Origin of the sequence: Psychrobacter immobilis (genome assembly GCF_904846225.1) — a bacterium.
Taxonomy (GTDB): domain Bacteria; phylum Pseudomonadota; class Gammaproteobacteria; order Pseudomonadales; family Moraxellaceae; genus Psychrobacter; species Psychrobacter immobilis_F.
In genome coordinates this window covers 49,319-72,678 of record NZ_CAJGZJ010000013.1, presented here as the reverse complement: position 1 = coordinate 72,678, position 23,360 = coordinate 49,319, and the positions used below count along the sequence as shown (strand labels likewise).

General features: G+C 43.8%; 21 protein-coding genes. 6 read left to right on the top strand and 15 right to left on the bottom strand.

Going from position 1 to position 23,360, the window contains the following annotated elements; translation table 11 throughout:
- Positions 1-94: 94 nt before the first annotated feature.
- On the top strand, positions 95-565 hold the full coding sequence (locus JMX48_RS09830) for an acyl-CoA thioesterase (RefSeq protein ID WP_201537192.1): 471 nt from the start codon (positions 95-97) through the stop codon (positions 563-565).
- 46 nt (positions 566-611) lie between these two features.
- Here the strand turns inward: JMX48_RS09830 and JMX48_RS09825 are convergent, their stop codons facing one another.
- Complete coding sequence (locus tag JMX48_RS09825; protein WP_201537189.1) at positions 612-1,148, bottom strand: peroxiredoxin-like family protein; 537 nt, start codon at positions 1,146-1,148, stop codon at positions 612-614.
- Entirely contained in the window at positions 1,135-1,842 is a 708-nt protein-coding gene (locus JMX48_RS09820) for a haloacid dehalogenase type II (RefSeq protein ID WP_201537187.1), read from the bottom strand. Before JMX48_RS09820 ends, JMX48_RS09825 begins: the two co-directional genes overlap by 14 nt.
- Before the next feature lie 381 nt (positions 1,843-2,223).
- Between JMX48_RS09820 and JMX48_RS09815 the strand changes: the two genes are divergently transcribed.
- Complete coding sequence (locus JMX48_RS09815; protein WP_201537185.1) at positions 2,224-2,823, top strand: TetR/AcrR family transcriptional regulator; 600 nt, start codon at positions 2,224-2,226, stop codon at positions 2,821-2,823.
- Positions 2,824-2,967: 144 nt separating this feature from the next.
- On the opposite strand, the gene JMX48_RS09810 is transcribed toward JMX48_RS09815, so the two are convergent.
- The 10 genes from JMX48_RS09810 to JMX48_RS09765 all read right to left on the bottom strand — a co-directional run bounded on the left by JMX48_RS09810 (position 2,968) and on the right by JMX48_RS09765 (position 14,173).
- A complete protein-coding gene (locus tag JMX48_RS09810) occupies positions 2,968-3,621 on the bottom strand; it encodes a DsbA family protein (protein WP_201537183.1) in 654 nt (217 codons plus the stop codon).
- A 28-nt stretch (positions 3,622-3,649) separates the two neighbouring features.
- Positions 3,650-4,204: a carboxymuconolactone decarboxylase family protein gene (locus JMX48_RS09805; RefSeq protein WP_201537181.1), complete on the bottom strand. Its 555-nt coding sequence runs from the start codon at positions 4,202-4,204 to the stop codon at positions 3,650-3,652.
- A gap of 251 nt (positions 4,205-4,455) precedes the next feature.
- The gene (locus JMX48_RS09800; RefSeq protein WP_201537179.1) at positions 4,456-5,277 is read right to left on the bottom strand and encodes a sterol desaturase family protein; all 822 of its coding nucleotides are present in this window, start codon (positions 5,275-5,277) and stop codon (positions 4,456-4,458) included.
- A 39-nt stretch (positions 5,278-5,316) separates the two neighbouring features.
- Positions 5,317-5,940, bottom strand: coding sequence for a CDP-alcohol phosphatidyltransferase family protein (locus JMX48_RS09795; RefSeq protein ID WP_201537177.1), 624 nt, complete (start codon positions 5,938-5,940; stop codon positions 5,317-5,319).
- A 43-nt stretch (positions 5,941-5,983) separates the two neighbouring features.
- A complete protein-coding gene (locus JMX48_RS09790) occupies positions 5,984-6,628 on the bottom strand; it encodes an ATP-binding cassette domain-containing protein (protein WP_201537174.1) in 645 nt (214 codons plus the stop codon).
- Positions 6,629-6,719: 91 nt separating this feature from the next.
- On the bottom strand, positions 6,720-8,507 hold the full coding sequence (locus JMX48_RS09785) for an ABC transporter permease (protein ID WP_201537171.1): 1,788 nt from the start codon (positions 8,505-8,507) through the stop codon (positions 6,720-6,722).
- Positions 8,504-9,811, bottom strand: a complete 1,308-nt coding sequence (locus JMX48_RS09780) for an ABC transporter substrate-binding protein (protein ID WP_201537168.1) — start codon at positions 9,809-9,811, stop codon at positions 8,504-8,506. Before JMX48_RS09780 ends, JMX48_RS09785 begins: the two co-directional genes overlap by 4 nt.
- Before the next feature lie 131 nt (positions 9,812-9,942).
- The gene (locus JMX48_RS09775) at positions 9,943-12,111 is read right to left on the bottom strand and encodes an FAD-dependent oxidoreductase (protein ID WP_201537165.1); all 2,169 of its coding nucleotides are present in this window, start codon (positions 12,109-12,111) and stop codon (positions 9,943-9,945) included.
- Between the two features lie 582 nt (positions 12,112-12,693).
- Positions 12,694-13,077: a LysR substrate-binding domain-containing protein gene (locus JMX48_RS09770; RefSeq protein WP_201537236.1), complete on the bottom strand. Its 384-nt coding sequence runs from the start codon at positions 13,075-13,077 to the stop codon at positions 12,694-12,696.
- Positions 13,078-13,255: 178 nt separating this feature from the next.
- A complete protein-coding gene (locus JMX48_RS09765; protein WP_201537162.1) occupies positions 13,256-14,173 on the bottom strand; it encodes a LysR family transcriptional regulator in 918 nt (305 codons plus the stop codon).
- Between the two features lie 257 nt (positions 14,174-14,430).
- On the opposite strand from JMX48_RS09765, the gene JMX48_RS09760 reads away from it, so the two are divergent.
- Positions 14,431-15,249 (top strand): DODA-type extradiol aromatic ring-opening family dioxygenase, encoded by an 819-nt coding sequence (locus tag JMX48_RS09760; RefSeq protein WP_201537159.1) that lies wholly within the window; start codon positions 14,431-14,433, stop codon positions 15,247-15,249.
- Positions 15,250-15,732: 483 nt separating this feature from the next.
- Here the strand turns inward: JMX48_RS09760 and JMX48_RS09755 are convergent, their stop codons facing one another.
- From JMX48_RS09755 to JMX48_RS09745, 3 genes are all read right to left on the bottom strand, one after another.
- A complete protein-coding gene (locus JMX48_RS09755) occupies positions 15,733-16,878 on the bottom strand; it encodes an NAD(P)-dependent alcohol dehydrogenase (protein ID WP_201537156.1) in 1,146 nt (381 codons plus the stop codon).
- Positions 16,879-16,958: 80 nt separating this feature from the next.
- Positions 16,959-18,005, bottom strand: coding sequence for a TRAP transporter substrate-binding protein (locus JMX48_RS09750; protein ID WP_201537153.1), 1,047 nt, complete (start codon positions 18,003-18,005; stop codon positions 16,959-16,961).
- Positions 18,006-18,088: 83 nt separating this feature from the next.
- Entirely contained in the window at positions 18,089-19,474 is a 1,386-nt protein-coding gene (locus JMX48_RS09745) for a lyase family protein (protein ID WP_201537150.1), read from the bottom strand.
- 40 nt (positions 19,475-19,514) lie between these two features.
- On the opposite strand from JMX48_RS09745, the gene JMX48_RS09740 reads away from it, so the two are divergent.
- From JMX48_RS09740 to JMX48_RS09730, 3 genes are all read left to right on the top strand, one after another.
- Entirely contained in the window at positions 19,515-20,297 is a 783-nt protein-coding gene (locus JMX48_RS09740) for an IclR family transcriptional regulator C-terminal domain-containing protein (RefSeq protein ID WP_227687974.1), read from the top strand.
- 672 nt (positions 20,298-20,969) lie between these two features.
- Positions 20,970-22,181 (top strand): 3-oxoadipyl-CoA thiolase, encoded by a 1,212-nt coding sequence (gene pcaF / locus JMX48_RS09735; protein WP_201537147.1) that lies wholly within the window; start codon positions 20,970-20,972, stop codon positions 22,179-22,181.
- Positions 22,181-23,353: an alpha/beta fold hydrolase gene (locus tag JMX48_RS09730; RefSeq protein ID WP_201537144.1), complete on the top strand. Its 1,173-nt coding sequence runs from the start codon at positions 22,181-22,183 to the stop codon at positions 23,351-23,353. Before pcaF ends, JMX48_RS09730 begins: the two co-directional genes overlap by 1 nt.
- The last annotated feature ends 7 nt before the right edge of the window (positions 23,354-23,360 follow it).

The window sequence follows — 23,360 nt, the reverse complement described above, 5'->3', positions numbered from 1 at the left end:
CGCTGCCTCTGTCTGCGCAGGCACAGTAAGCAAGGAAAATTTATACCAGTAGCGCGTGATAATATTTGACCTTATTTTATTTAGGACTGCATATATGAACGCTTTAGCTATATTACCAGAAATCCAAGAGGCGCTGAATAAAGACAAAAACCATCCCATGCATGGTTTCGCTGTTATCTACTCTCAGCAAGTAGCATGGGGCGATATGGATTCCTTTGGTCATGTCAATAATGTGATCTATTATACTTATGCCCAAAATGCGCGGATTTACTATAACAGCCAGCTAAACCTATTTAATGAAAATACTTTTTCTGTCATGGCAGCATCATCCTGTCAGTATTTCAAACCAGTGACTCACCCTGATACTCTATGGATTGGGGTTCGAGTCAAGAAAATTGGCAATGCCAGCTTGATTCATGAATATACCTATTATAGTACGGTGTCAAATACCATTGTTGCTAAGGGTGAGTCCGTGCTGGTGTACCTTGATAAAGCCAGTGGACAAAAGAAAAACATTGATGAATCAAAAAAAGCGGCGATTACCGCTTTTGAGAGTGTTAATTAAAATAGGCTGCCTGCATTTTTATGAGCCGTTACTTTGTCCATGACACTTAATCGTGTGTACCACGAATAGGGTAGTCATTTTTTCGGATAAAGGATAAGCCATTGGCAAGTACTTCAAGCTCAGGTCTCGCAAAGGGTGCGTTAGAGATATCAATGATTTGAATCTCTCCTTTAGCATTAGTGACGAATACACCAGGTTCAGCAAAAGGGTGATCGGTCTCTTTTTCTGAGCGCGGATCAGAGATATAAAGACCTAGGGTATTCATTTGCTCAACCGTCAAACCATAAGCTATCGGAAAGCTGATATCTAATTCTGCTAAATGCGCTTTTAACTGCTGTTTGCTATCCGCTGATATGGCAATAATATCCACACCCGCCTCAGCAAATGAGGTCTTTACCTTTTCTAACTGATTGAGGTACTTGGTGCAAATTGGACAATGCTTGCCGCGATACACGACTACTAATTTCCAATCGTGCTCATTCTCAGGTTTGCCTAACGATTTCATTGTGCCATCTAGCATTTGTACCTTTATATCAGGGAATGAAATGCCAGCACGAAGTTTTTGAGCGTTATGTGTTTGCATGATTTGATCCTTTTGAGATAATTTGTTCAGCAAGCTTGACAAGGTTTGACGCCATAAAGTCTGGTGTTGGCACCTGAGACGCAGGCAGCATTGCATTATAAGGTCGAGTGAGAAACGCTGCTTGGCAACCAGCCGCTTGAGCCCCAATCGTATCCCACAGATGACACGCGACGAGGCATAAATCCGACATTTCAACCGATAATTCTTTTGCGACCAGTTGATAAGTCTCAGGCGCAGGTTTAAACTTTGCGACTGTCTCAACGCTGAAAGACTGCTCAAAAAACGTACTCAACCCCGCCTTCTCAAGTGGTGTAGGAGAGTCGCTACTGGCTGAATTGGTTAATGTTACTAACCTGAACCCTGCGTCACGTAATTTGGTTAACGCCACTGCTGCATCAGGATGAGCTGGCATGTCACCCATCCGCTGCGTAAACTCATGAATATCGTTCTCTGTCAGCGTGACGTCATGAATATCAGCCGTCATCTGTAATGCACCAACGCCAAGCGCGCCAAAAGGCGTATAGAGACCAGATAAAGTCATAGTTTGCGAGTAAAGCACCAATTGAGCAAACCATTCTCTTAGTATACGTTCATCATCAAATAGGCGAGAAAACAAAGGCGCGAGGGTGTCGATGTCAAGTAGTGTCTCATTGACATCAAAGACAATGACTGAGGGGAATGAGTGAGATGGCATAAATGTTCCTTTTATCGTGATAGATGATGTCAGCAGGTTTGTGATTATAATTAGCTAGGGCATGTCATCAATTAGCACACTTAATTATTTAGTGGTCTTAAAATGGCTAAACTTTGCCAAACATCGTCAAATAACGGGTTAATATCTCGATATTATCTGCGTTATTTTCCTTGTTTGACTGCCATTTATCTCATTTTAAGCCTCACAATCTAAATGATGACACGCCCTGGCTTTGATCAACATTCATATTGCAGAATTGGTTACACTCACTTTAACTAGACTTGAGTAATCATTCAAGATAAAATTAAAGCATTACTCAAACAGTACTGCCTTGCTTATTTCATTATTTGAGGTCATGGCTTTTAAACACTGGAATATATCATGTCACGTACCACAATATATAATCGCCAAGAAGCCTTGGAGCGTGCTATACAGCTGTTCTGGCAAAAGGGTTTTCATGCCACATCCTTAAAGGATATCGAACAAGCACTCGATATGCGGCCGGGTAGTATCTATGCCGCTTTTGGCAACAAGGATGGACTGTTTCAAGAGGCGCTCGATCATTATGCTCATGCGTCATTGACTGAGCTTGAACGTATATTAGGTAACTATGAATCACCCTTACTAGGGCTAGCTGCTTATATGCGTCAACTTGGCGGAATCTGTGATCAAAATATACCGAGTCGGGCTTGTATGTTGGTCAAAAGCTTACTGGAGCTTGGCGCCCGTGAGCAGTCAGCACTTGAAAAAGTCGAAAAGCTACTGGCTGGCATGGAAAAGCGTTTTATAGCATGTTTTGAAGAGGCTCAAAAAATAGGAGAGCTTGATAATAAGCTTGACCCTATTAGACTTGGGCGTCGGTTGCAGGCCGAAGTCATGGGACTGCGTGCTTTTGCTCAGCGTGATGTAGAGAGTCCCGCGATACATGCGCTAGCAGATGATATGGCAATCTCTATAGAAAACATTCGCAAGATTGTATAAATGACGATATAACAAAGGCTGCTTGAGACTTAAGACTTAACGCTTAAGGGACCTTTGTTATACCTAGGGCATGTCATCAATAATCTAAATGATGACACGCCCTAATTCTAATTGCTTATTTTTATTACTAACCAAAAATGGCTTTTATTTTGGCAGGTCTGCCAATTGCTGCAAGATACTCTTGAAATTCTCAACGCCTTGGGCACCGCTCACCAAGTGTTTTTGGTCAAAGATGACAGAAGGAACGCTTTGAATACCTTGCTGACGCCAATGCTGCTGAGCGTGACGCACTACTTCAGCAAAGCGTTGATCTTCTAAAACCACTGCCGCCTCGCTACGATCCAAACCAATCTCCGCTGCAATATCTGCCAGCACTTCTTTATTAGAGAGCTCTCTAGCATGGGTAAAGTGAGCCGCAAACAGAGCTTGCTTTAAATCATGCATGCGACCTTGCTGATCTGCCCAGTGCAGCAGCTGATGCATATCAAGCGTATTATACGTTTGAGTTTCTTCGGTAAAGTTAAACTCAAATCCTACCTCTGCGCCAGCCTCAGTTATGCGGGCGCGACTGGCATCGGATTCCTCTCTACTTGAACCGTATTTTTTAGCGATATGCTCACGCCAGTTTCTGCCTTCGCTTGGGGTGTCGGGATTGAGCTCAAACGGATGCCAATGAATCTCATGCTCAGTGCCAGTTTGCTCAAGCGCTGTTGCCAGTTGTCGATAACCGATGACACACCAAGGGCACACTACGTCCGAGACGATATCTATTCGCAATTTTCTCTTTGAATCATTCATAGTGACTTCTCATTTTGGCAACAGCGAGTTAATCAGCCTTGTGCCATTCATATTTTTGAAAGATACTATCTATTGGCGTGTTAGCGAGGTGGTTGGTATAGTTACTCATGACTTTTTGCGCAGCAGCAAGGACTACTTCTAAGATCTGACGTTTAGTAAATCCAGCATCCAAAAACGCTTGCACCGCCTCGTCATCAACGTTACCACGATCCCGAACGACTGATAAAGTAAAGTCACGTAATGCCTCTAGTTTTTTGGTTGGTAGCGGCGTCTCGTTACGTAATGCTTCAGTGATCGCATCGTCTACTTTCATACTTTTGGCGATGCCAGTATGGGCGGGCACGCAGTAATGACACTCATGCTCGACGTTGATTGTTTGCCAAACAACCGTGACTTCTTCATCATCAAAACTGCTGTCTAAGAACAGTTGGTGCAGACGTTGGTAGCCTTCTAAGAGTCCGGGCGCTTCAGCCATGACGGCGTGTAAACCCGGGACTCTGCCAAACGCCTTGAGAGAAACATCAAGCAATGCCTTACTTTCTGTTGGGGCACTATTTTTGTCGTGTAGGGTAAATTCAGTCATGTAAAAGTCCTTTTGATAGTGATTGATAAGGGGTTGCAAAGATCATGTGAGGAGTTCTGCTATAAAACATCGCAAGAATTTGAGTGAATGCTCAATTTAATAGGTGGTATTTTTTCAATTAGGTCGGCAACTACAACCACTATAAATTATTTTGAGCAATCACTCAAATATAAATTGAATGATTGCTCAAATATTTGTAATGCTCGTTAACATTTCGTCTTTTTTAGAGATGCCTGTGATACTGCTCTCATTTACTGGTCTTTTACTGGCTTATTTGTAAATGCTTTACCCTTAAAAGGCATGAGCAGCAACCCCCATAACGAAGCGTTCTGTTTCGCTTCTGGGTATTCTTTTAGCCCAATATCCAAGTCTTGATCTGATTTGGTGGCTTCACTTTTATAACTACCAAAAATCCAATCCCACCAAATAACACTAAAACCATAATTAGAATTGGTCTCGCTAACACGCTTGCTATGATGAATACGATGCAATATTTGGGTCATTAATACGAGACGTAATGCTTTTTCAAGCGCAGCTGGCAGGCGAATATTGGCGTGATTAAATATTGCTAAGCCATTTAAAGTGATTTCAAAAATCAGTACCGCGATGGCAGGCACACCTAGAGCGCTGACGACTGCAAGTTTGACTCCTACGCTAAGTATGATTTCGATAGGGTGGAACCTAAGTCCAGTGCTAGTATCGATATGCGCATCGGCATGATGGACGCGGTGCAAGCGCCAAAGGATAGGCACTCGGTGGAATAGCCTGTGCTGCCAATAGATGATGACATCGAGCAGTATTAAGCTGAGAATAATAACGACAAGATTGGGTAAGTCGAGCAGATTAAATAAGCCAATACCGTGTTGCTGATTATAAATCGCCACCGCAGTTAAGCCAATGGGCACCGCGAGACGGGCAATCAATGAAGAAAAAAACACTAGCCCAAAGTTGGCAAACCAGCGTTGACGACTTCTGATCGGTGATTGACGTGCTGGATGTCGGTACTCAAGCAGCATCATGATGACTAAAATGCCAACAAAGAAGCCCAGCCGCCACCATACTTCATTAGTCATAAATAACCTCTTCGGTTTTATTCTGCTTATCAGCCTTCATTATTTAGCCTCAAAACGTTTCAGAGTATGATAACCCCCGTAAATACGAGTAAAAATAGTGATGGCGCAGGCTGCCGCAAAAATACTGGCCAGTATCACAAAATGCTGTGGCCAAAGACAAAAGGCGACAAAAAAAGCAATCGTTTCAGTACCCTCGGTTAGCCCATTCAAATAATAAAAGCTCTTATATTTAAACTGCGGTTTGTCTAATTGAAACCTTTCAGCCGCTATCGCAAAGGCCAAAAAGCTAGAGCCTGTACCGATAAATGCGGCCAGTAATAGTGCTCCGGCAATCGCATTTTGTGCAGGGTTGGCCAAAATAAAGCCAAGCGGAATAGCGGCATAAAATAAAAAGTCGAGAGTGATATCTAAATAGCCGCCAGCACTTGTGCTTTGATGGGCATAACGAGCGAGTGCGCCATCTAAACCATCAAAAACACGATTCAATAAAACAGCAATAAGTGCACCAAACCATAGCTGATAAGCCAGTAGGGGCAACGCTAGCATACCTATGATAAACCCAACCACCGTTAATTGGTCAGCGCTGATGCCACGCTTATGTAACACAACCACGATGGGATTTAGTATAGGTTTAATAACGGGTGTAATGTACTTATCTAGCATATGCTTACCTGTTATTTTCTATTTTTTTACATGGATTTTAGCACTAAGCGCCAAGATTAATAATTTTGCCATTTGCCGCCTCAGCATCGCTATGATCGTGAGTGACCATAATGGTCGGTAGTTTATGGGTACGAATTTGCGTAAATACCAGCTGCTGCGTCTCGGCTCTAAGCTGAGTATCGAGCTTACTAAAAGGCTCGTCAAGCAGTATGGCTTTAGGCTCACTTAGTAAGGTTCGAAGTAAAGCCACTCGCGCTTGCTGACCGCCAGAGAGATTATCCGGATGACGCTTTGCCATACCAGCCAAGCCCACTTGTTCAAGGGAGTGCTCTATTTTTGCCAAACGCTGTTTTTTATTATCGCTCTTATCTCCCTTAGGCATCGCAAAAGCAATATTACCGGCAACCGATAAGTGCGAAAACAGTAGGGCGTCTTGGTAGAGTACGCCGATATGGCGCAGGTGCGTCGGCAGGTGACCGATGTTTTGATGATCTAGCCAAATCTCGCCAGTAGCACTAAAGTCACTCGATAAAGTACCCGTAATCCAGTTCAATAAACTTGATTTTCCGCTACCAGATGGCCCCATGATAGTCAGTATCTCACCGCCATAGATCTGCTCATCTAAGCTTAACAGTTGCTTACCTTGACGATATAGCTGTAAGTTTTTTATCTGTAGAGATGATGGCATTTAAGATCCTTTATTTAAGCTGTAATCATTTTTTGAACTATAATCATTGTTTGAGCTGTAAGCATTTTTTGAGTGTCAACAATAGCTTTATTTAACGAGCACCACTGCGAAAAAAATACTTTGGCAGCACCCATGCCAGTATAAAACCGAGCATTGGCAAGATCATTTGCATAATGGCGTAGACGGCACTGGTACGTCTACTAGCGCCGTTAGCCAAGGTTACCGCTTCGGTAGTGATAGTGGCGATACGTCCACCGCCTGCCAGCAGAGTCGGTAAATACTGACCGAAACTAATCGCTAATCCCAAAGCAATAGCGATCAAAATAGGCGTCAATAATTGCGGTAACTTTACTTGCAAAAATACTTTAATAGGCGTCGCGCCAAGGCTAGCAGCGACGTTAGCGAAACGCGCATCTAAATGTCTATAACTGCTGGCAAGCGACAAGAATACATAAGGCAGCACGAATAATAAATGGGTAAAGGCTACGTTTAAAAACGCTGCTTGGTTATGGAGTAATTGCTGCAACCAGACCAGACCAAATAAAAAGGCAATGCTTGGCACTAATAAGGGCAAGTAGATAATTAAACTGGTAAAGTTTGAGATCGACTTATTACTCAATTGCTCAGATTCTAGGCATAGCAAAGTTAATATTATCGCAAATGCAGTAGAGGTTATACCAATAGTCACGGTATTAAATAACGGCGTACTCATCTGCGTAAAGGCGCTTTGAAAGTGTAGCAACACTAGCTGCTCTGGTAAGACGGCTGGAAAACGCCAATAGCCTGCCACCGACCATATAACCAGACCAATGAGCGCTAGAGCGATAAATCCTATCATCAAAACGGTCAGCGCAATGGTGAATTTTTGCCAAATACCATCGTTATAGTGACGTTTGCCATTGACCAATAAGTGACTGCACAGCATTTTAATGATTCTTTCAGCACTAAGCCATAAAGCGATTAATCCGCCCGTTAATACCAGCTGTAGTATCGCACCAGCTGAGGCCTTGATGCGCAAATTTAAATCCACATCACTGAACCATTGCATGATAGTGACCGCCAGAGTGGGCGGCGTATTTGGCCCTAAGATTAAGGGCATCTCGACACTGGCGCTAGCGTAGGCCAATACTGCCAAAAGAGGTAGGCGTAATAACGGATAAAGCACTGGAAACACCGCTTTAAAAAAGGCAGTAATAGGATAATAACCTAGATTTAACGCGACTTTATAATTTAGACGGAGCTTTTTACCCAGCTCAGGCTGTGCTAACGCGCCTAATGACATCAATAATAAAAAAGGCAGCTCTTTGAGTACTAGCCCTAATATGATGCTAATACCGTAAGGATCGTGCGGAAATATGCCTTGCGGTGCCAACTCCCAACCACTAAGCCATGGTGATAATAGCCGCGCAATCATGCCTGAGGGTGCAATCAAAAACCCAATAGCTATCGCTGCTGCGGCATGAGGAATGACCAAAATAGGGCTAAGCAAACGCTCAATACGCGTCAGCCAAACACTATTAAAAAACGCGGCCAATATCATGAGCATACTGACAAAAGCGAGCAAGGTGCTGATTAGACCAGTGGCGACACTCAGGGCGACCATTTGTGTGAGACCAGGCGTTTGCCATAATGCCTCAAACCCTTGTAGACCAAAGGTAGTTTGTTCGATAGCTGGTATCCAACCGAAGGCTGGCAACAGCACACTTATTAGGCCACCAAGTACAGGCAGCAGCAGTAATATCAATAAAAACTTCGGGCTGAGGGTGACGAGACGGGTGAATCGGTCAGCTTTATAAGGGATAACGCTATTAGCATTCGCCGTCTGTGCGCTTGGTTTTTGGGTATTAGGTTTTTGCGGATCGTCTAAGGGTTGGCTCATTTGCTGACTCCATAGCGCGTCTGCCAACCTTGCATAATGGCATCAACCCAACTTGGATGTGGTTCACTCACGGTACGTTTAATCGCATCAAAAGCTAGAGCACTTGGATGCGGTTTAGTGGTTTTGAATAACGCTTGCTGCTCTAGGCTAAGCGTAGTGGGGATGAGTACTGTCTTATCGCCCCAAATGCTAGGGTTCTGTTTGCGAGCTTGTGCTTTAGGACTTAACAAAAAGTTAGCGACTAATTGCGCCGCCTCAGGATGACTTGCATTATAAGGAATAGCGACAAAATGCGTATTACTCAAACTGCCATCACGCATAGCATAGCTACGAATGCTTGGCGGTAAATCATAACGCTGGACGGCTGCTGGCACTTCAGGACCTGAAAAAGTAAAGGCCAAGCTCAGCTCAGTATCGTCGACTAGCCGGCGCATCTGCTCGCCACTTTGCGGGAACTGTTGGCCGTTTCTCCAAAGGCTTGGATGCCATTTATCCAAAAAATCCCATAGTGGATTGAGCACCAAGTCTCGGTTAGTTTCACTAACTGGTTGATCTAAAGCCGCGCTGATATTTGTGCCAGTTTGGGCATCTTTTTGCTCGTGTAGCATCACCAAAGCATATTTCAAAAAGCTCATACCCAAAAAGTCAGGCGGCTTAGGATAACTAAAGCGTCCAGGGTTTTGTTGCGTCCAGCTGGCGAGCTCGGCTAAAGTTGCTGGCGGCTTGTCAAGCGCTAAGCTATCATAATAAAAGGTCAGGGAGGCTTGTCCCCATGGCGCTTCCATCCCATCGGTCGGCACACCAAAATCAAGGGTCACCGATGGGTTGTTGTTGGGATCAGTGAGGGCAAAGTTCGGCAGTTTCGTGGCCCAACCCTTCAATAGTAGTGAGTTCTCACTCATGGTGGCAAAGTTGGCACCATTGATCCAAATTAGATCAACACTACCTTGCTTATCATTATTAGCAGATTTTTCTGCCAGTACGCGGCTGACGGCTTCACTTGTGTCGCTTAACTTTACCTGAACCAAATTAATATTATATTTGTCTTCAACCTCGTCAGCTACCCACTGAATATAAGCATTAATTTGTGGATCTCCGCCCCAAGTGTGAAAGTAGACATCTTGATTTTCACCGCTGTTTTGCAGCTGTTCCCACGGCGACTGATCGTTATCATCTGCTGAATTAATGGTAGAAGCACTGCTGGCAGATATACCTATGCAAACGCCAAGCGCCATAGTATAGATACTATAGCGACCTAGATTCTTAAGTGTCGTTAAAGCAGGCAAAGACTTGATAATTGGCATTTTAGGGCCCGTTATGATTCTGTGTTTTTAGCGCAACGGCTATGGTCAATTCTAAATAAAATAAGGTCAAATATTATCACTAGGTTTATTTTATAGTGGATCAACTATAGGACACGCCCTAATATAACCGACTAACCTCGACGCCAAGTATGGTATTTCTCGAGCAACCCCAATACCTTTTCGGGCGCATGATTGCGTTTCCATTCACCAGCGGCATATTTATTCGCTTCCGCCCAAGTGGGGTACATATGAATCGTGCCAAGTATTTTATTTAACCCCAAACCGTGTTTCATCGCCAATATAAACTCAGGCATTATATCTCCAGCGTGTTCAGCGATAATGGTTACGCCTAATATTTTGTCTTTGCCTGTTGGGGTAATGACTTTGATAAAGCCTTGGTTCGCGCTTTCTATCAACGCACGATCTAAGTCTGCAAAGTCGTAGCGGGTGATCTCAAAGTCGATACCTTTATCGATAGCTTCTTGCTCGTTTAGACCCACACGCGCCACTTCTGGATCAATAAAAGTAGTCCAAGGAATAACGCGGTAATCTACTTTAAATTTCTTTAAGTGTCCAAACAAGCCATTTACCGCCGCGTACCATGCCTGATGAGAGGCCACATGGGTAAATTGATAAGGGCCAGCAACATCGCCCGCCGCATAGATATTAGGGTAGAGGGTTTCTAGATAGTCGTCAGTCTTTAGGGTGCGTTCCGTCTCGATGCCCAAGGCTTCGAGTCCGTAACCTTCTAAGCGCGCACTACGACCGACGGCACAGATTAATTGGTCATATTCGATAGCGGTTTCTTGTTTATCTTTGTGGTCGCCATGCGTCTCAACGATGATATATTTTTTGCCATTGCGAGTCTCACAGCGAGTCGCTTGATTTGAGGTTAAGACAGTGACGCCACTTTTCATGAGCGCTTGCTGCGCAAATTCTGAAACCTCAATATCTTCTTTATCCATTAGGCGCGCGCCTCGCTCAATCTGCGTCACATTGGAGCCTAGACGGGCAAAGGCTTGTGCCAGCTCTGAGCCGACAGGGCCACCGCCAAGGACGACGAGATTTTTGGGCGTCTCATTAAGCTCAGAAAATTTATCCCAAAGCGTGTCGCTAGTCACATAACCCGTCTCTGCTAAACCTGGCAAGTTTGGTATAAATGGACGCGCGCCAGTCGCAATGACTATTGAGCGTGCGGTTAGTCTTTGAGTGCCACCTTCATTAAGCGCAATCTCTATCGTCCACGGATCGATGAATGTGGCGTAGCCTTTTAGGACTTCGACACCCAACTCAGTATAACGCTCGACGCTATCATTTGGGGCGATATCAGCGATGATTTTATGCACACGCTTCATGACATTATTAAACGAGAATGTTGGTTGAGTCTTATCAAGACCGTAGCGTTCGGCATTGCGCATTTGCTCTACGATTTTTGCGCTTTTAATCAATGCTTTGCTCGGAACGCAGCCGTAGTTTAAGCAGTCGCCACCCATCTCACCTGCTTCAATGAGCGTTACTTTTGCCTTCACTGTGGCTGCGATGTAGCTCGTCACGAGTCCACCAGCACCAGCGCCAATCACAATCATATTACGGTCGAATTTTTTGGGTTTGGTATAGTTTTTATAGACGCGGCGTTTTTTTATCAGGTTAAGTATGGCCTTGGCTATTAATGGGAAAATTCCAAGTAGCACAAATGAAGCGATCAAGTTGAACGATAAGATGCCCGATAAACTATCGATTTGCGCCAATTGGGTACCGGCATTAACGAATACAAAGGTACCTGCGAGCATACCGAGTTGACTGACCCAATAAAAAGTTCTTGCTTTAATCGCCGTGACACCCATCAATAAATTGATTAAGAAAAAGGGAAATATTGGCACTAAGCGTAGGGTAAATAAATAAAAGGCCCCTTCTTTTTGAACACCCGCATCAATAGCGGCTAAGCGTTCGGGGAAACGCTGTTTGATGGAATCTCGTAATAAATAACGCGATGTCAAAAAGGCGAGTGTCGCGCCGATACTTGAGGCAAATGAGGCGACCAATAAACCTTGCACCAACCCAAATAGCGCGCCAGCAGCCAAAGTCATAATAGCCGCACCCGGCAAAGATAAGGCAGTGATGACTATATAGACTAAAAAGAACCCACCAATGACTAGCCATGGCGCTTGCGCTTGGTATTGATCGAACTGAGCCATTGAGCCTTTTAAGCCCTCAAGTGTCAATAACTCGTTGAGGTCAAAGTAAAAAAAGCCAACGACTAACATCAATACGGCCACTATTAAAACTGTCTTTTTGGTCATGGGTCATCCAGCTAAATAATCATACAAAGGGGTATAAGCAGGTAAGAGTAACAGGGTCTATTTGTATTATATAGTCAGTGAAAAGTAATATCGATACATCATGCACTGCTGCTATCAGTTTTTTTGCTTGCTGTGCCTATGCAGTCAGAGGCTGCAAAAAATTGATAGCAGCAGTACCGTAGCATTCTTAGAAAGTATCTCAATCTTTTGATAACAATGGGGGCAATACAAGCCGCTAACATCAGAAAACGGTATAGAATAACAAGTCATCAATAGACCCAGTGTATAAACCGAAAGTTGAAAAAATCCGTTTAAAACTTGGATTAATTGACACTAGTTACAAGGCTACTACTATTAGAAAGTTTTTATGTAATGGATATTAGTAATAAGTGTTTGTTTTATGTTGAATGACTGCTCAAATATAGATGTGAGACGCCTACCAAACCGTGCATGAGGGCATTGCGGCTATTTCAGAGACTGACATTAAGAGGCGCGACAATAAGCAAAAACGAATACGATATGTCATATAGCGTTTATAGTTTTATGGGTAGCAGATGGTAGACTGGTTTGTCTATTAAATGACTAATTTGGGTCACAAACCTCATGCGCCAAACTAATGAAAGCTTTAGCAGCAGCGCTCTGATAAGCACCTTTTCTTTGCAGTAAAACCGCTGTGCGCTGAAGTAGAGACGGCGCTAATTCAATAGCGATTAACTCATCGTAGTTATTGGCAATGTTGGACGGCAATAATGTACTTAAAGGCGTGTAACGAACAATCTCAATCACCGCAATGAGCGAATTGGCTTCCATTAGCACTTTAGGCTGAATATTATGTTGACGACAGTAGCGCTCAATCTGTTCGCGGGTAGCAAACTCATTACTCAATAGAACCAGCGACTGTGCATTTAGAGTCGGTAAGTCAATGGCTGCATGTTTTGCAAAAGGATTGCTCTTACTGTTGAATATTTACCCATTATACTGACAGCAACAATACTTCAAGCGTATCAGCCCGTATGATGCGCTTTTTATTATCTTTAACCTAAGAATAGCACCTTTGATAAATGTGAATGAATTAACGACTAGCGACGAGAGCCGTGAGAGCCGTGAGAGCCGTGAGAGCCGTGAGAGCCGTGAGAGCTTTTAATTATTCGCTAATTATCTGCTCATCCCAATATGGCGGTGCACCATAATAATCCGTCATAAAATCAATAAAACACCTGATTTTATGAGGTAGCAGTTTTTTATGGGCATAAACGGCATATAAGCCTAGAGGGTTTGGCTCATATTCTGGTAATACTATGACTAGCTTGCCCGTGTTTAGTGCTTTGCTCGCAATGAAAGTCGGTTGCAGTGCCAATCCAGCGCCTTCAATGGCTGCTTCAACCAGTACATCGCCATTGTTACTACGAAAAATACTGCTTTCCTTAAGCTGTTTTGCCTTTAGGTATTTAAAAATTTGTCCCTTTGTCTCTATATTCATATAGCTATAATGCAAATAGCGATGCCCTTCTAAATCCTCAAGTTGTTTAGGCGTACCTTGAATTTTTAGATATTCAGGCGATGCACATAAAACCACGCGAATAGGCGCGATTTTCTTGGCAATAAGTGATGAGCTTTCAAGCTGTCCGATACGCAGGGCAATATCAAACCCTTCTTCAACAATATCGACTTTTCGGTCGTTCAGCTGTAAATCGACAGTGACTGACGGATAGCGTGCCTGAAAGTCAGTAATCAATTTTGCCATATGCTTTAAGGCAAATGAGACGGGCGCACTGATGCGCAGTACGCCTTTAGGATGCTGCTGTAAGCCGCCTAATTGCGCCGCCATCTCATCTATACTCAATAAAATCTGCTGAGCGTGAATAAAATATTGGCGGCCAGCCTCAGTTACGCTTACTCTGCGAGTCGTACGATTGAGCAGGCGAGTATGCAGCTGCTCCTCTGACTTTGCCACATACTTGCTGACCAATTGCGGTGAGAGCTGCATAGTGATTGCCGCCTTACTAAAGCTGCCTTCTGTCACTACTGCTACAAAGGCGCGCATCGCGTCGATTCTATCCATATTTTATCCTCTATCTGTCGTGATATTAAATCTACTATAAACGATATGTTGATAATTACTCAATATATTCTAGCTTACTCTTTCATCATGTTGATAGTAAAATAGGTTTAAACGTAATGGCTATACTGGCGGGAAGTGCTGAATGCTTCGTTGGTCTTGCCTTGGTATCAGGGTGACTAACGCGCCCTATACTTATCGTCTTCTTATTTATCGCCACTTTATTTATCGTTAACACCAAGAATAATGGAGTCAAACTAATGAACAATGAATCAACTGCTATCGTGCAGCCAGTATTCTTTATACCTCATGGCGCAGGACCCTGCTTTTTTATGGATTGGCAACCAGCTGACACTTGGAAAAAAATGGCTGAATGCCTAAAAAGTATCTCTAATCGTTTACCAGAGCGCCCCAAAGCAATTTTGATGATCAGCGCCCATTGGCAGACGCCTGAGTTTAGTATTATCACTAGCGAGCAACCTGAGCTTATTTATGATTACTCTGGCTTTCCTGAGCATACTTATCAGCTGACTTATCCAGCATCAGGCGCACCTGTATTGTCTGAACAGATTGGTGAGTTGCTTACTAATGCAGGTATAAATAATCAACAGAATGCATTGAGAGGCTTTGATCACGGGGTTTTTGTACCGTTAAAGCTGATGTTCCCTGAGGCAGATATTCCAGTGGTACAGATGTCACTGCGTAATGATCTAGATCCAAAAGCGCATCTGGCAGCGGGTCAAGCACTGCATTCATTACGTCAAGAAGGCGTGTTAATCATCGGTAGCGGTATGAGCTTTCATAATATGCGTGGCTATGGCGATGCAAACTTTACGGCACCGTCAGAGCGTTTTGATGAGTGGTTAACGACGACTATTGCCGCTAATCAAGATGAGCGATCCTCAGCTCTTAGTGATTGGTCAAGTGCTACGAATGCGCTTGAATCTCATCTATTGGGTGCAGAGGAGCATTTGTTGCCGCTTATGATAGCGGTAGGGGCAGCAGGGAGCGATAAGGGGCATAAAATTTATTCTGAGCAAGTGTTGAAAACTCAGTTATCCGCCTTTCAATTTGGATAAATCTAAGGCGTGCTATTACTTTAAAAATAGTAATAAAAATTAGGCTATTTAGCGAATCTTGCTAGTAGCCGTTGCGTGAGTTAAGTTTAATGATAACCGCTACGTTTTTAAGCGTTTACCTAAAATCTCGGCAATCTCACTTGGGATATAAAAATCAAACCTTGTATTCATAATTTAATCAGTCATATAAGAGTGTTAAACCATTTTTTTAGTATTTAGAAGTTCAAATATGACTGCTTATTTCTAATAAATAATTAGCAAAGAAACCTCAATATCAATTAAGTTACCTGAATATTTCTAAAGATAATAAGAACCCGCTAAGATACGCTAGCAAATACCCGTAGAGTTTTATATCAAACCAAGTTTATTGGTTTGATATCCATAAAGCACTTGTTAATTATGTTTATAATATTGGTTAATAGACAACATTGTTATAGAGTAAAAGCGTTTAAATCACAGAAAAGGATTATCTAATCTGTTGCATCAATTTGCCGTGAACCTGTTGTCTGACTGCATCCTAACGATAGGCTTAAGAGTGATGCCTTTCTCACTGTCTTCTGCTGCTTGGTTAATATCTTTTAGATCATAGAATTTAACCAGTTTATCGAAAGGGAATTTACCCGCCATATAAAGGTCTACCAGCACGGGTATTAAAATGCTTGGCACACTATCGCCTTCAACCACACCAATCAGCTTTTTGCAGTTTTGCATGACATCGGTCAGATCTAACGTGGCTGTCGTACCAGGCTTAGAAGCGCCAACAATAGCACCAATACCACGCGGGCATAAGGATGTAATCATATTTGAGACTAGTATACCAACACCCGTAGAGTCCATTGCAAACTGCGTGCCGCCGCCAGTTATTTCTTGAACACGAGCGACTGCATCTTCCTCTTTGCTATTGATAACATGGGTAGCACCCAGTTTAAGCGCCAGCTCTAATCGTGAAGGCACAATATCAACTACGATAATCGTCGTGGCACCGATTGCTGCCGCTGCCATAACTGCTGATAGCCCTACAGCGCCGCCACCCCACGCAACGAAGCTAGAACCAGCCGTTACTTTTAGCGCATTCATTACGGTACCTGCACCTGTTTGAATACCACAGCCTAAAGGTCCCAGTAGTTCAAGTGGTGCATCTTTACGAACTTTGATGACGTTGCGCGCATTTGCCACAGCATACTGACCAAACGATGATTGACCAAAAAAACGATCATTCAGTTCGGTATCGTTGCTTGCAATTAAGGCGTGAGAACCATCAACTCTTTGACCAGAAAAATTATACTGATTAAAGTTTTCGCAATAAGCAGGATGACCTTCATGGCAAGAATCACATTTATTGCAGTTTAAAAAAGTCATGACAACATGGTCGCCAATAGCAATGTCTGTTACATTACTACCGATAGACTCAATAATACCAGAGCCTTCATGCCCCAGAACTATGGGATGCGGTACTGGAAAAACCTGATCGCGGGCGATCATATCGGTATGGCACATGCCTGTTGCCACCACACGCACTAACACCTCGTCATCTTGCATGGTAGTAGTCTTGACTTGCTCAATTTGGAATGGCCCACCTTTTTGGCGAATCACTGCTGCAGTATAGGTGTTGGGAGATGTCTGTGCCATGGTAGTTCCTCTGAGTTACTGACTAAAGATGCTAGAGCCATACGTTTGTCAGTTTTGTTAAAAGTAACAATGTTGAGCGACTAAACCTTACAAGCTGCACTGGCTTCTTTGGCTTTTTGATAAACAGTTTGAGGATCTAAACCTAAAGCAGCGACATCGTTTAGATATTTTTCAGTACCAGCTTCTAACGGACCTTTCCATTTTGGATCGTTTAATGGGTCTGGAATGTCTATCATCGTGTCACCCTTGGCCTTGGCTTCTGCCATGTATTTTGCATCTTCTGCATCAAATACTTTGCCTGCCATAGCCGCCATTTGCATACCAGAGTTGTCATCGATGACTTTTTTGAGGTCATCTGGTAGGCTGTTATATTTGTCTTTATTCATAGTCACCATAATCGCGGAACTATAAAAAGGAATATTGGTATGGGTATTGGTTAGCTCTATCAGTCTAAAAGACCCCGTGGCATCCCACGGCAGACTTAATCCATCTAGCACACCACGTTGCAATGACGTATAAATATCAGTTGCAGGTAAGCCCACTGGCGTGCCACCTGCCGCCTCAATGATATCGCCTGCAATGGCAGAGGGACGACGCATACGTAAGCCTTTTAAATCATCTGGCGTGCGAATGGCTTTATCAATGGTATGCATACCGCCCGGGCCTGTACCCATCATAAATAATAAATGAGTGTCCTTATACTCATCCGCTATCACCCCATCATCATATAAGGTTTGAAGCATACAGTTCATTTGGGCAGCTGAGTTAGAAAGCCCTGGTAGTTCTGCCACTTGGGTCAATGGAAAACGTCCATTTGTATAGCCTTGAAGCTGAGATCCTATATCGACAGTGCCTTTGGCAGTGGCATCATAGGTTACATCAGGTTTACTCAGTGTCGCTGAAGGATAAATCTCAACTTTGATTCGACCACCTGATTCTTGCTCAATCTTTTTGGCCCAAGGTTCAAAAATCTCTGTATGAGTCGCGGCTGTGGCTGGCCAAAAATGTGAAAAACGCAAAGTCGTCGTTTCAGCAGCACCTGCAGCAGCAGTATCGTTTGAGGGAGAACAGCCAGTAGAACCAATTAAGGCGGCCAGTGCCAAACTGATCGTTAGCATCTTTGTCATCATAAGTTCCTTTTGTGATGTTTGTTCTAAATAAGAATTTGTGTTCGTATAGTGAATTAAAATACGCTTTTTTTACTTTGCTGTCAATTGGATTGAGGCTCTAGTTCGTACTCTGAATGACTTGTTTCTGACGTTAATTTTTCAATCGCGGTTATCACTATTTGGCATTGTCTGTGTGCCGCACCGCAATAATTTAATGGTGATAAAACCGCTAGTATTGCAGGATCATCGCTCCAAGATGGTGATGCTGTTGCCAATAATGGTAAAAAAGTTGCTACGAACCCTTGGTGGTTACTGTGTGCCTCATTACTAGCCTGCACGATCAATGGATAGATGTTATCTTTATCCAACTCAAAATGGCGCTGTAAATTTTTGATGAGGTAGGCATCGCTATTTAAATCTAAATTGGCGCTCATACGTTCAGGGTAGACTTGTAAACCCTGCAATAATGTTTTGAGGTAAGCCGCAGCGCCGGCAACCAAAGCAGTGCCTTCCGTCAAGGGCACCCAGCTGGCATGCCATTGTCCTAATGCACGTTCAAAGGGTTGTGCAGTCGTATTGCTTATCACGCTCATATGTCCATGCATTCTCAACGTCGCTGCTTTGATTAAGGCGCATAAGACAGGGTTACGTTTGTGCGGCATCGATGAAGATCCTCCCATACCTTCAATGGCAGGCTCGGACACTTCACCCAGCTCCGATTGGCACATTAGGGCGATGTCTTCAACGATATTTTCCATTGCGCCTGCACAAGCATCTAGTGTAGATGAGATAGCATGAATAGGTTGTCTATTGGTATGCCAAGGGAGTAATGGCACAGATAAGCCAAGCAATGCTGCAACTTGCTGCGGCAAATCATGACGTTCACTCTCCTCATCACTCATGCCAACAGGCCCGCCCCATTGTAGATAAAAACCCGATTGCTCTATTTTTTGTAAATTGGGAATGACCGCTATTAATGAGGCTGCCCATTGCGAAACTTTTGCCCCAAAAGTGATGGGTAATGCTTGTTGCATCAACGTTCTGCCAGACATAGGGGTTGCATGATGTTGTTCAATTAAAAGACGGCATGCTTTGAGCACTGCTATTAAGTCTTTGTTAATACGCTGAAAAGCGGGTTTGAGCATCATCATCATCGCGGTATCAATCACATCTTGACTGGTTAGCGTTTGATGAAAATAGGGCTGTATGTCTGAGGGCAATAATGCTTTGGCTTGTTTCACAAAGGGAATGGCAGCATTGCCTCCTAAATAAGTTTGCGCGCTAATAGCATCAATATCAAATAACGTTAGCGCCAGTGTCTGCTTAGATTGCTGATGGATATTGTCCGGTATTAGGTGGTTTTTCTCTCTCACTGCGACTATGGCCAACTCAAAATCTAGCATCGCTTGGATGAACAGACGGTCAGATAAGTCATTTGCGATAGTGGGGTGTACAAAAGGTTGATTGATTAATCGATTGATTTTCATTTAAAATCCCTAGTTTTGGTAAGCATAAAATAGTATACCTATGAAACAAGATAAGAAAATATCTTCTGATAGTCCAGACTTTGTCGCTTCTCTTGCAGGCGGTCTGAGCGTGTTGCTGACTTTTGATGAAGACCACTCGACGATGACGCTGAGCGAAGTGGCCGAACGCACCAATATGGATAGAGCAAAAGCGCGGCGCTATCTGTTGACTTTACACTCCCTAGGTTATGTCCATAAAGACAAACGGCAGTTTAAACTGTCACCTAAAACATTGAGCCTTGGCGCAAGCTATTTGAGCAGTGTGCATCATCACGATATCATTCAGTTTTACTTAGAGCGTGTGACCGAACAAACAGGGGAGTCTTGCTCATTTGCCGTGTTAGACGGTAACGATGTGGTTTATATTGCCCGCTCTGCGGCTCAACACCGGCTGTTATCTATTGCCATATCGATTGGCACAAGGTTGCCTGTTGCCTATACGTCTATGGGGCGCATTATTCTTGCCAACTTGCCTCAAGAAGAGCTTGAAGAACGTATTAGTAAAATTGAGCTAAGCGCGTATACACCGCATAGCATTACTGATTCTAAAATATTTGAACAAATGCTAAAAGAGGCCAAACAAAAACAATATGCTATCGTCGATCAAGAGTTGGATTCAGGTCTGCGCTCATTGGCACTGCCTGTTTATAAATCAAATAATGAGTTGATTGGTGCAATTAACATCAGCACCAATGCAATGCGCATCTCCCAAGACGTTTTGATTGAAACGTTTTTACCGATATTGCGTGACTGCGCTGAAAAAATCCAAGCATACTATATTTAGTATAATAGCTGGATCTAGCGGAGTAGCTTAATTTAATACAATAGTTAGCTTTAATAGGCTAGTTAATCCAAAGACAAGGTTTGTTATAAGTAAATGGAGACAATCATTTGCTTGTCATCAAAAAAGGTTGCCAACTCGTTATCTAAAATAGCGTTGGCAACCTTTTTTTGTCTGTGACTTACGTGAGCCATGCAATATAGTCGGTGAAAAGTTAAATCGATATATCAATAGCCAGATACTATTGGTGTAAATTTTCCTCGCTTACTTTGCCATTGCAGACATAGGCTTTGAAAAATTCACTCCAGAAATACTGTAGCGCTTTTATTGTTTTTAAATATATTTAATTCTGATTTCAGACTTGGTTTTGATATCGGGCTGATTTTTGAGATTAATAAGCTGATCTTGCTCATTCAGAATAATCGTATATACCAGAAAAGGATAGATTGTTGACAGTATAATAAAAAAAGTATAGCTTAGTTCATAATATGAACATTAATTCTAATTAAGAACAATATATTATATTCGTAGAATACATAGCCGTCACTATGACAGACGCCAACAAAATGCATAAGTTGATTCAATATACGAATAATAATTCTAATATAAAACAAAATAGTATTCGTTAAGTCACACAATGAGCCGTATCAACCTTATCTCTAGGGAGAGAGAACCATGACAGCAGTGTATATTTGTCATCCCAAACGCTCAGCAGTCGGCCGCTACGGCGGTTCACTGGCTGATATTCGACCTGACGATTTGTTGGCGCAGGTGATTCAAGCGGTATTGGCAGATGCGCCTGACTTTGACCATAGTGCCATTGAAGACAGTTTTATGGGCTGTGCCAACCAAAGCGGAGAGGACAACCGCAACGTGGCGCGTATGAGTGTATTGCTATCAGGACTCCCAGAGACAGTACCTGCAAATACCATCAATCGATTGTGCGGCTCCGGTCTTGATGCGGTGGGAACTGCTTTTCGGGCAATCGTGAGTGGTGAGATGGAGTTAGCACTGGCGGGTGGCGTTGAGTCGATGACCCGTGCCCCATTTGTAGTGGGTAAACCTGAAAAAGCCTATGATCGTAGCCAGACCTTACAAGATACGACCATGGGATGGCGCTTCATTAATAAAAAGCTGGATGCTATGTACGGTACTGAGGCAATGCCCCAAACCGCAGAAAATCTAGCAGACAAATACAGTATCTCTCGCGAAGACCAAGATACCTTTGCTCTATGGTCTCAGCAAAAAGCTGCCGCGGCGCAAAATGAGGGATTACTGGCGGCTGAGATCACCCCAATTACGATTGAGCGCCGTAAGCAAGAACCGTTGATTGTAGATAAAGATGAGCATTTACGCCCAGACTCCACTATAGCAGCTTTGGAAAGACTTCATCCCATATATAAGGGCGGCAGTGTGACCGCTGGCAACGCCTCTGGTATCAATGATGGGGCTGCAGCCATGCTCATCGCAAGTGCAGCAGCCGTGCAAAAATATGGTTTGACGCCTGTGGCAAAAATAGAGGGCATGGCAACCGCTGGCGTGTTACCAACTATCATGGGCATTGGCCCAGTGCCTGCCACCCAAAAATTGCTCAAACGTCTCAATCTTAGCTTAGATGATATTGATATTATTGAGCTGAACGAAGCGTTTTCTGCGCAAGTGCTGGCATGTTCCCGCGCACTGGGGCTTGATGACCGTGATCCACGTATAAATCCTAGAGGCGGTGCCATTGCCTTGGGTCATCCACTCGGTGCATCGGGCGCTCGTATCTTGATTTCAGCCATCCACGAATTACAGCACACCAAAAAAGACCGCGCGCTTTGTACTATGTGTATTGGCGTTGGGCAGGGGATTGCCTTGGTGGTTTCACGAGTAGGAGCAGAATAATGGCATTTTTAGCAACAGACGCGCATCTCATTGCTTACCAAGACAGTGGCGAAACCTATTTACCCGGCCTATTTATGGCGCATCCATTGGGCATGAGCCATGCAGTATGGGATGAGGTATGCGATCAGCTACACGGTCACTATCGCTGCGTGCGCTGGGATTTACCCGGTCATGGCAGTAGCGGTGTGGCGACAGATAATGTATCAATAGCGCTGCTTGCCAATGATGTACTGGCGTTGGCAGACGCCTTAGATATTGAAATCTTTAGTTTTATTGGCACCTCCATTGGCGGCGTCATTGGTCAACACTTATGCCAAGTAGCGCCACAGCGCTTAGAGCAAGTATGGCTGACCAATACGGGTGCAGTTATTGGTACTAAAGAGGCATGGGCTGAGCGTGCAGGCAATATTCGCCGCTTGGGACTGACTGAGATGGCACAAGCGATTACGCCGCGTTGGTTTTCACCAAGTTATGTCGAACAAAACCCTGAGGTGTTACAAGGCTGGCAAGTGCAGTTGGGGCGTAATGATGATGAAAGCTACGCTAAGCTGTGCGAGGTATTGGCTCAAGTGGATAACCGTGGAAAGCTTGCTGATTATCCAAGTCATGTGGCGTTAATCGCGGGTGCAGATGATGTTTCTACACCGATTGCTGCACTAGAAACTTTAAAAGCAGAATTTGCTGATGCTAGCATAAGTGTCTTTGAAAGTGTGGGACACGTACCATCTGTTGAAGCACCTGATCGTTTGGTTGAACATCTTCAAACTAATACCGCCCGCGCTACTGTTGGTGAAACAGGCATTGGTTATGAGCAAGGTCTGGTACAACGTAAGCGCATCCTTGGTGAAGATCATGTCGCCAAAGCATCTAAGAACGCCAACACTTTAGACAGCCCATTTCAGCAGTTTATCACTCGTACTGCATGGGGTGAGCTATGGGGTGACAGCAGCTTGACAGTGCAACAGCGCAGCATGATTACTACTGCAATATTGGCGGCGCTTGGCCGTGATGGCGAGCTAGGGTTGCATTTGCGTACGGCAAAGCGTTTGGGTATTAACGAAAACCAGCTGCGCCAAGTGCTGATGCATGTGTCGATTTATGGCGGTGTGCCTGCGGCCAATCATGCATTTTCTTTGGCCAAAGAAAATGGCTGGGGCGATGCGCTTCTTTAATGCAGCC

What these genes read in the sequence shown, in the direction of transcription:
- JMX48_RS09830 (WP_201537192.1), top strand. Translation starts at nt 95, where the DNA reads ATGAACGCTTTAGCTATATTACCAGAAATCCAAGAGGCGCTGAATAAA.
- JMX48_RS09825 (WP_201537189.1), bottom strand. Translation starts at nt 1,148, where the DNA reads ATGCAAACACATAACGCTCAAAAACTTCGTGCTGGCATTTCATTCCCT.
- JMX48_RS09820 (WP_201537187.1), bottom strand. Translation starts at nt 1,842, where the DNA reads ATGCCATCTCACTCATTCCCCTCAGTCATTGTCTTTGATGTCAATGAG.
- JMX48_RS09815 (WP_201537185.1), top strand. Translation starts at nt 2,224, where the DNA reads ATGTCACGTACCACAATATATAATCGCCAAGAAGCCTTGGAGCGTGCT.
- JMX48_RS09810 (WP_201537183.1), bottom strand. Translation starts at nt 3,621, where the DNA reads ATGAATGATTCAAAGAGAAAATTGCGAATAGATATCGTCTCGGACGTA.
- JMX48_RS09805 (WP_201537181.1), bottom strand. Translation starts at nt 4,204, where the DNA reads ATGACTGAATTTACCCTACACGACAAAAATAGTGCCCCAACAGAAAGT.
- JMX48_RS09800 (WP_201537179.1), bottom strand. Translation starts at nt 5,277, where the DNA reads ATGACTAATGAAGTATGGTGGCGGCTGGGCTTCTTTGTTGGCATTTTA.
- JMX48_RS09795 (WP_201537177.1), bottom strand. Translation starts at nt 5,940, where the DNA reads ATGCTAGATAAGTACATTACACCCGTTATTAAACCTATACTAAATCCC.
- JMX48_RS09790 (WP_201537174.1), bottom strand. Translation starts at nt 6,628, where the DNA reads ATGCCATCATCTCTACAGATAAAAAACTTACAGCTATATCGTCAAGGT.
- JMX48_RS09785 (WP_201537171.1), bottom strand. Translation starts at nt 8,507, where the DNA reads ATGAGCCAACCCTTAGACGATCCGCAAAAACCTAATACCCAAAAACCA.
- JMX48_RS09780 (WP_201537168.1), bottom strand. Translation starts at nt 9,811, where the DNA reads ATGCCAATTATCAAGTCTTTGCCTGCTTTAACGACACTTAAGAATCTA.
- JMX48_RS09775 (WP_201537165.1), bottom strand. Translation starts at nt 12,111, where the DNA reads ATGACCAAAAAGACAGTTTTAATAGTGGCCGTATTGATGTTAGTCGTT.
- JMX48_RS09765 (WP_201537162.1), bottom strand. Translation starts at nt 14,173, where the DNA reads ATGGATAGAATCGACGCGATGCGCGCCTTTGTAGCAGTAGTGACAGAA.
- JMX48_RS09760 (WP_201537159.1), top strand. Translation starts at nt 14,431, where the DNA reads ATGAACAATGAATCAACTGCTATCGTGCAGCCAGTATTCTTTATACCT.
- JMX48_RS09755 (WP_201537156.1), bottom strand. Translation starts at nt 16,878, where the DNA reads ATGGCACAGACATCTCCCAACACCTATACTGCAGCAGTGATTCGCCAA.
- JMX48_RS09750 (WP_201537153.1), bottom strand. Translation starts at nt 18,005, where the DNA reads ATGACAAAGATGCTAACGATCAGTTTGGCACTGGCCGCCTTAATTGGT.
- JMX48_RS09745 (WP_201537150.1), bottom strand. Translation starts at nt 19,474, where the DNA reads ATGAAAATCAATCGATTAATCAATCAACCTTTTGTACACCCCACTATC.
- JMX48_RS09740 (WP_227687974.1), top strand. Translation starts at nt 19,515, where the DNA reads ATGAAACAAGATAAGAAAATATCTTCTGATAGTCCAGACTTTGTCGCT.
- pcaF (WP_201537147.1), top strand. Translation starts at nt 20,970, where the DNA reads ATGACAGCAGTGTATATTTGTCATCCCAAACGCTCAGCAGTCGGCCGC.
- JMX48_RS09730 (WP_201537144.1), top strand. Translation starts at nt 22,181, where the DNA reads ATGGCATTTTTAGCAACAGACGCGCATCTCATTGCTTACCAAGACAGT.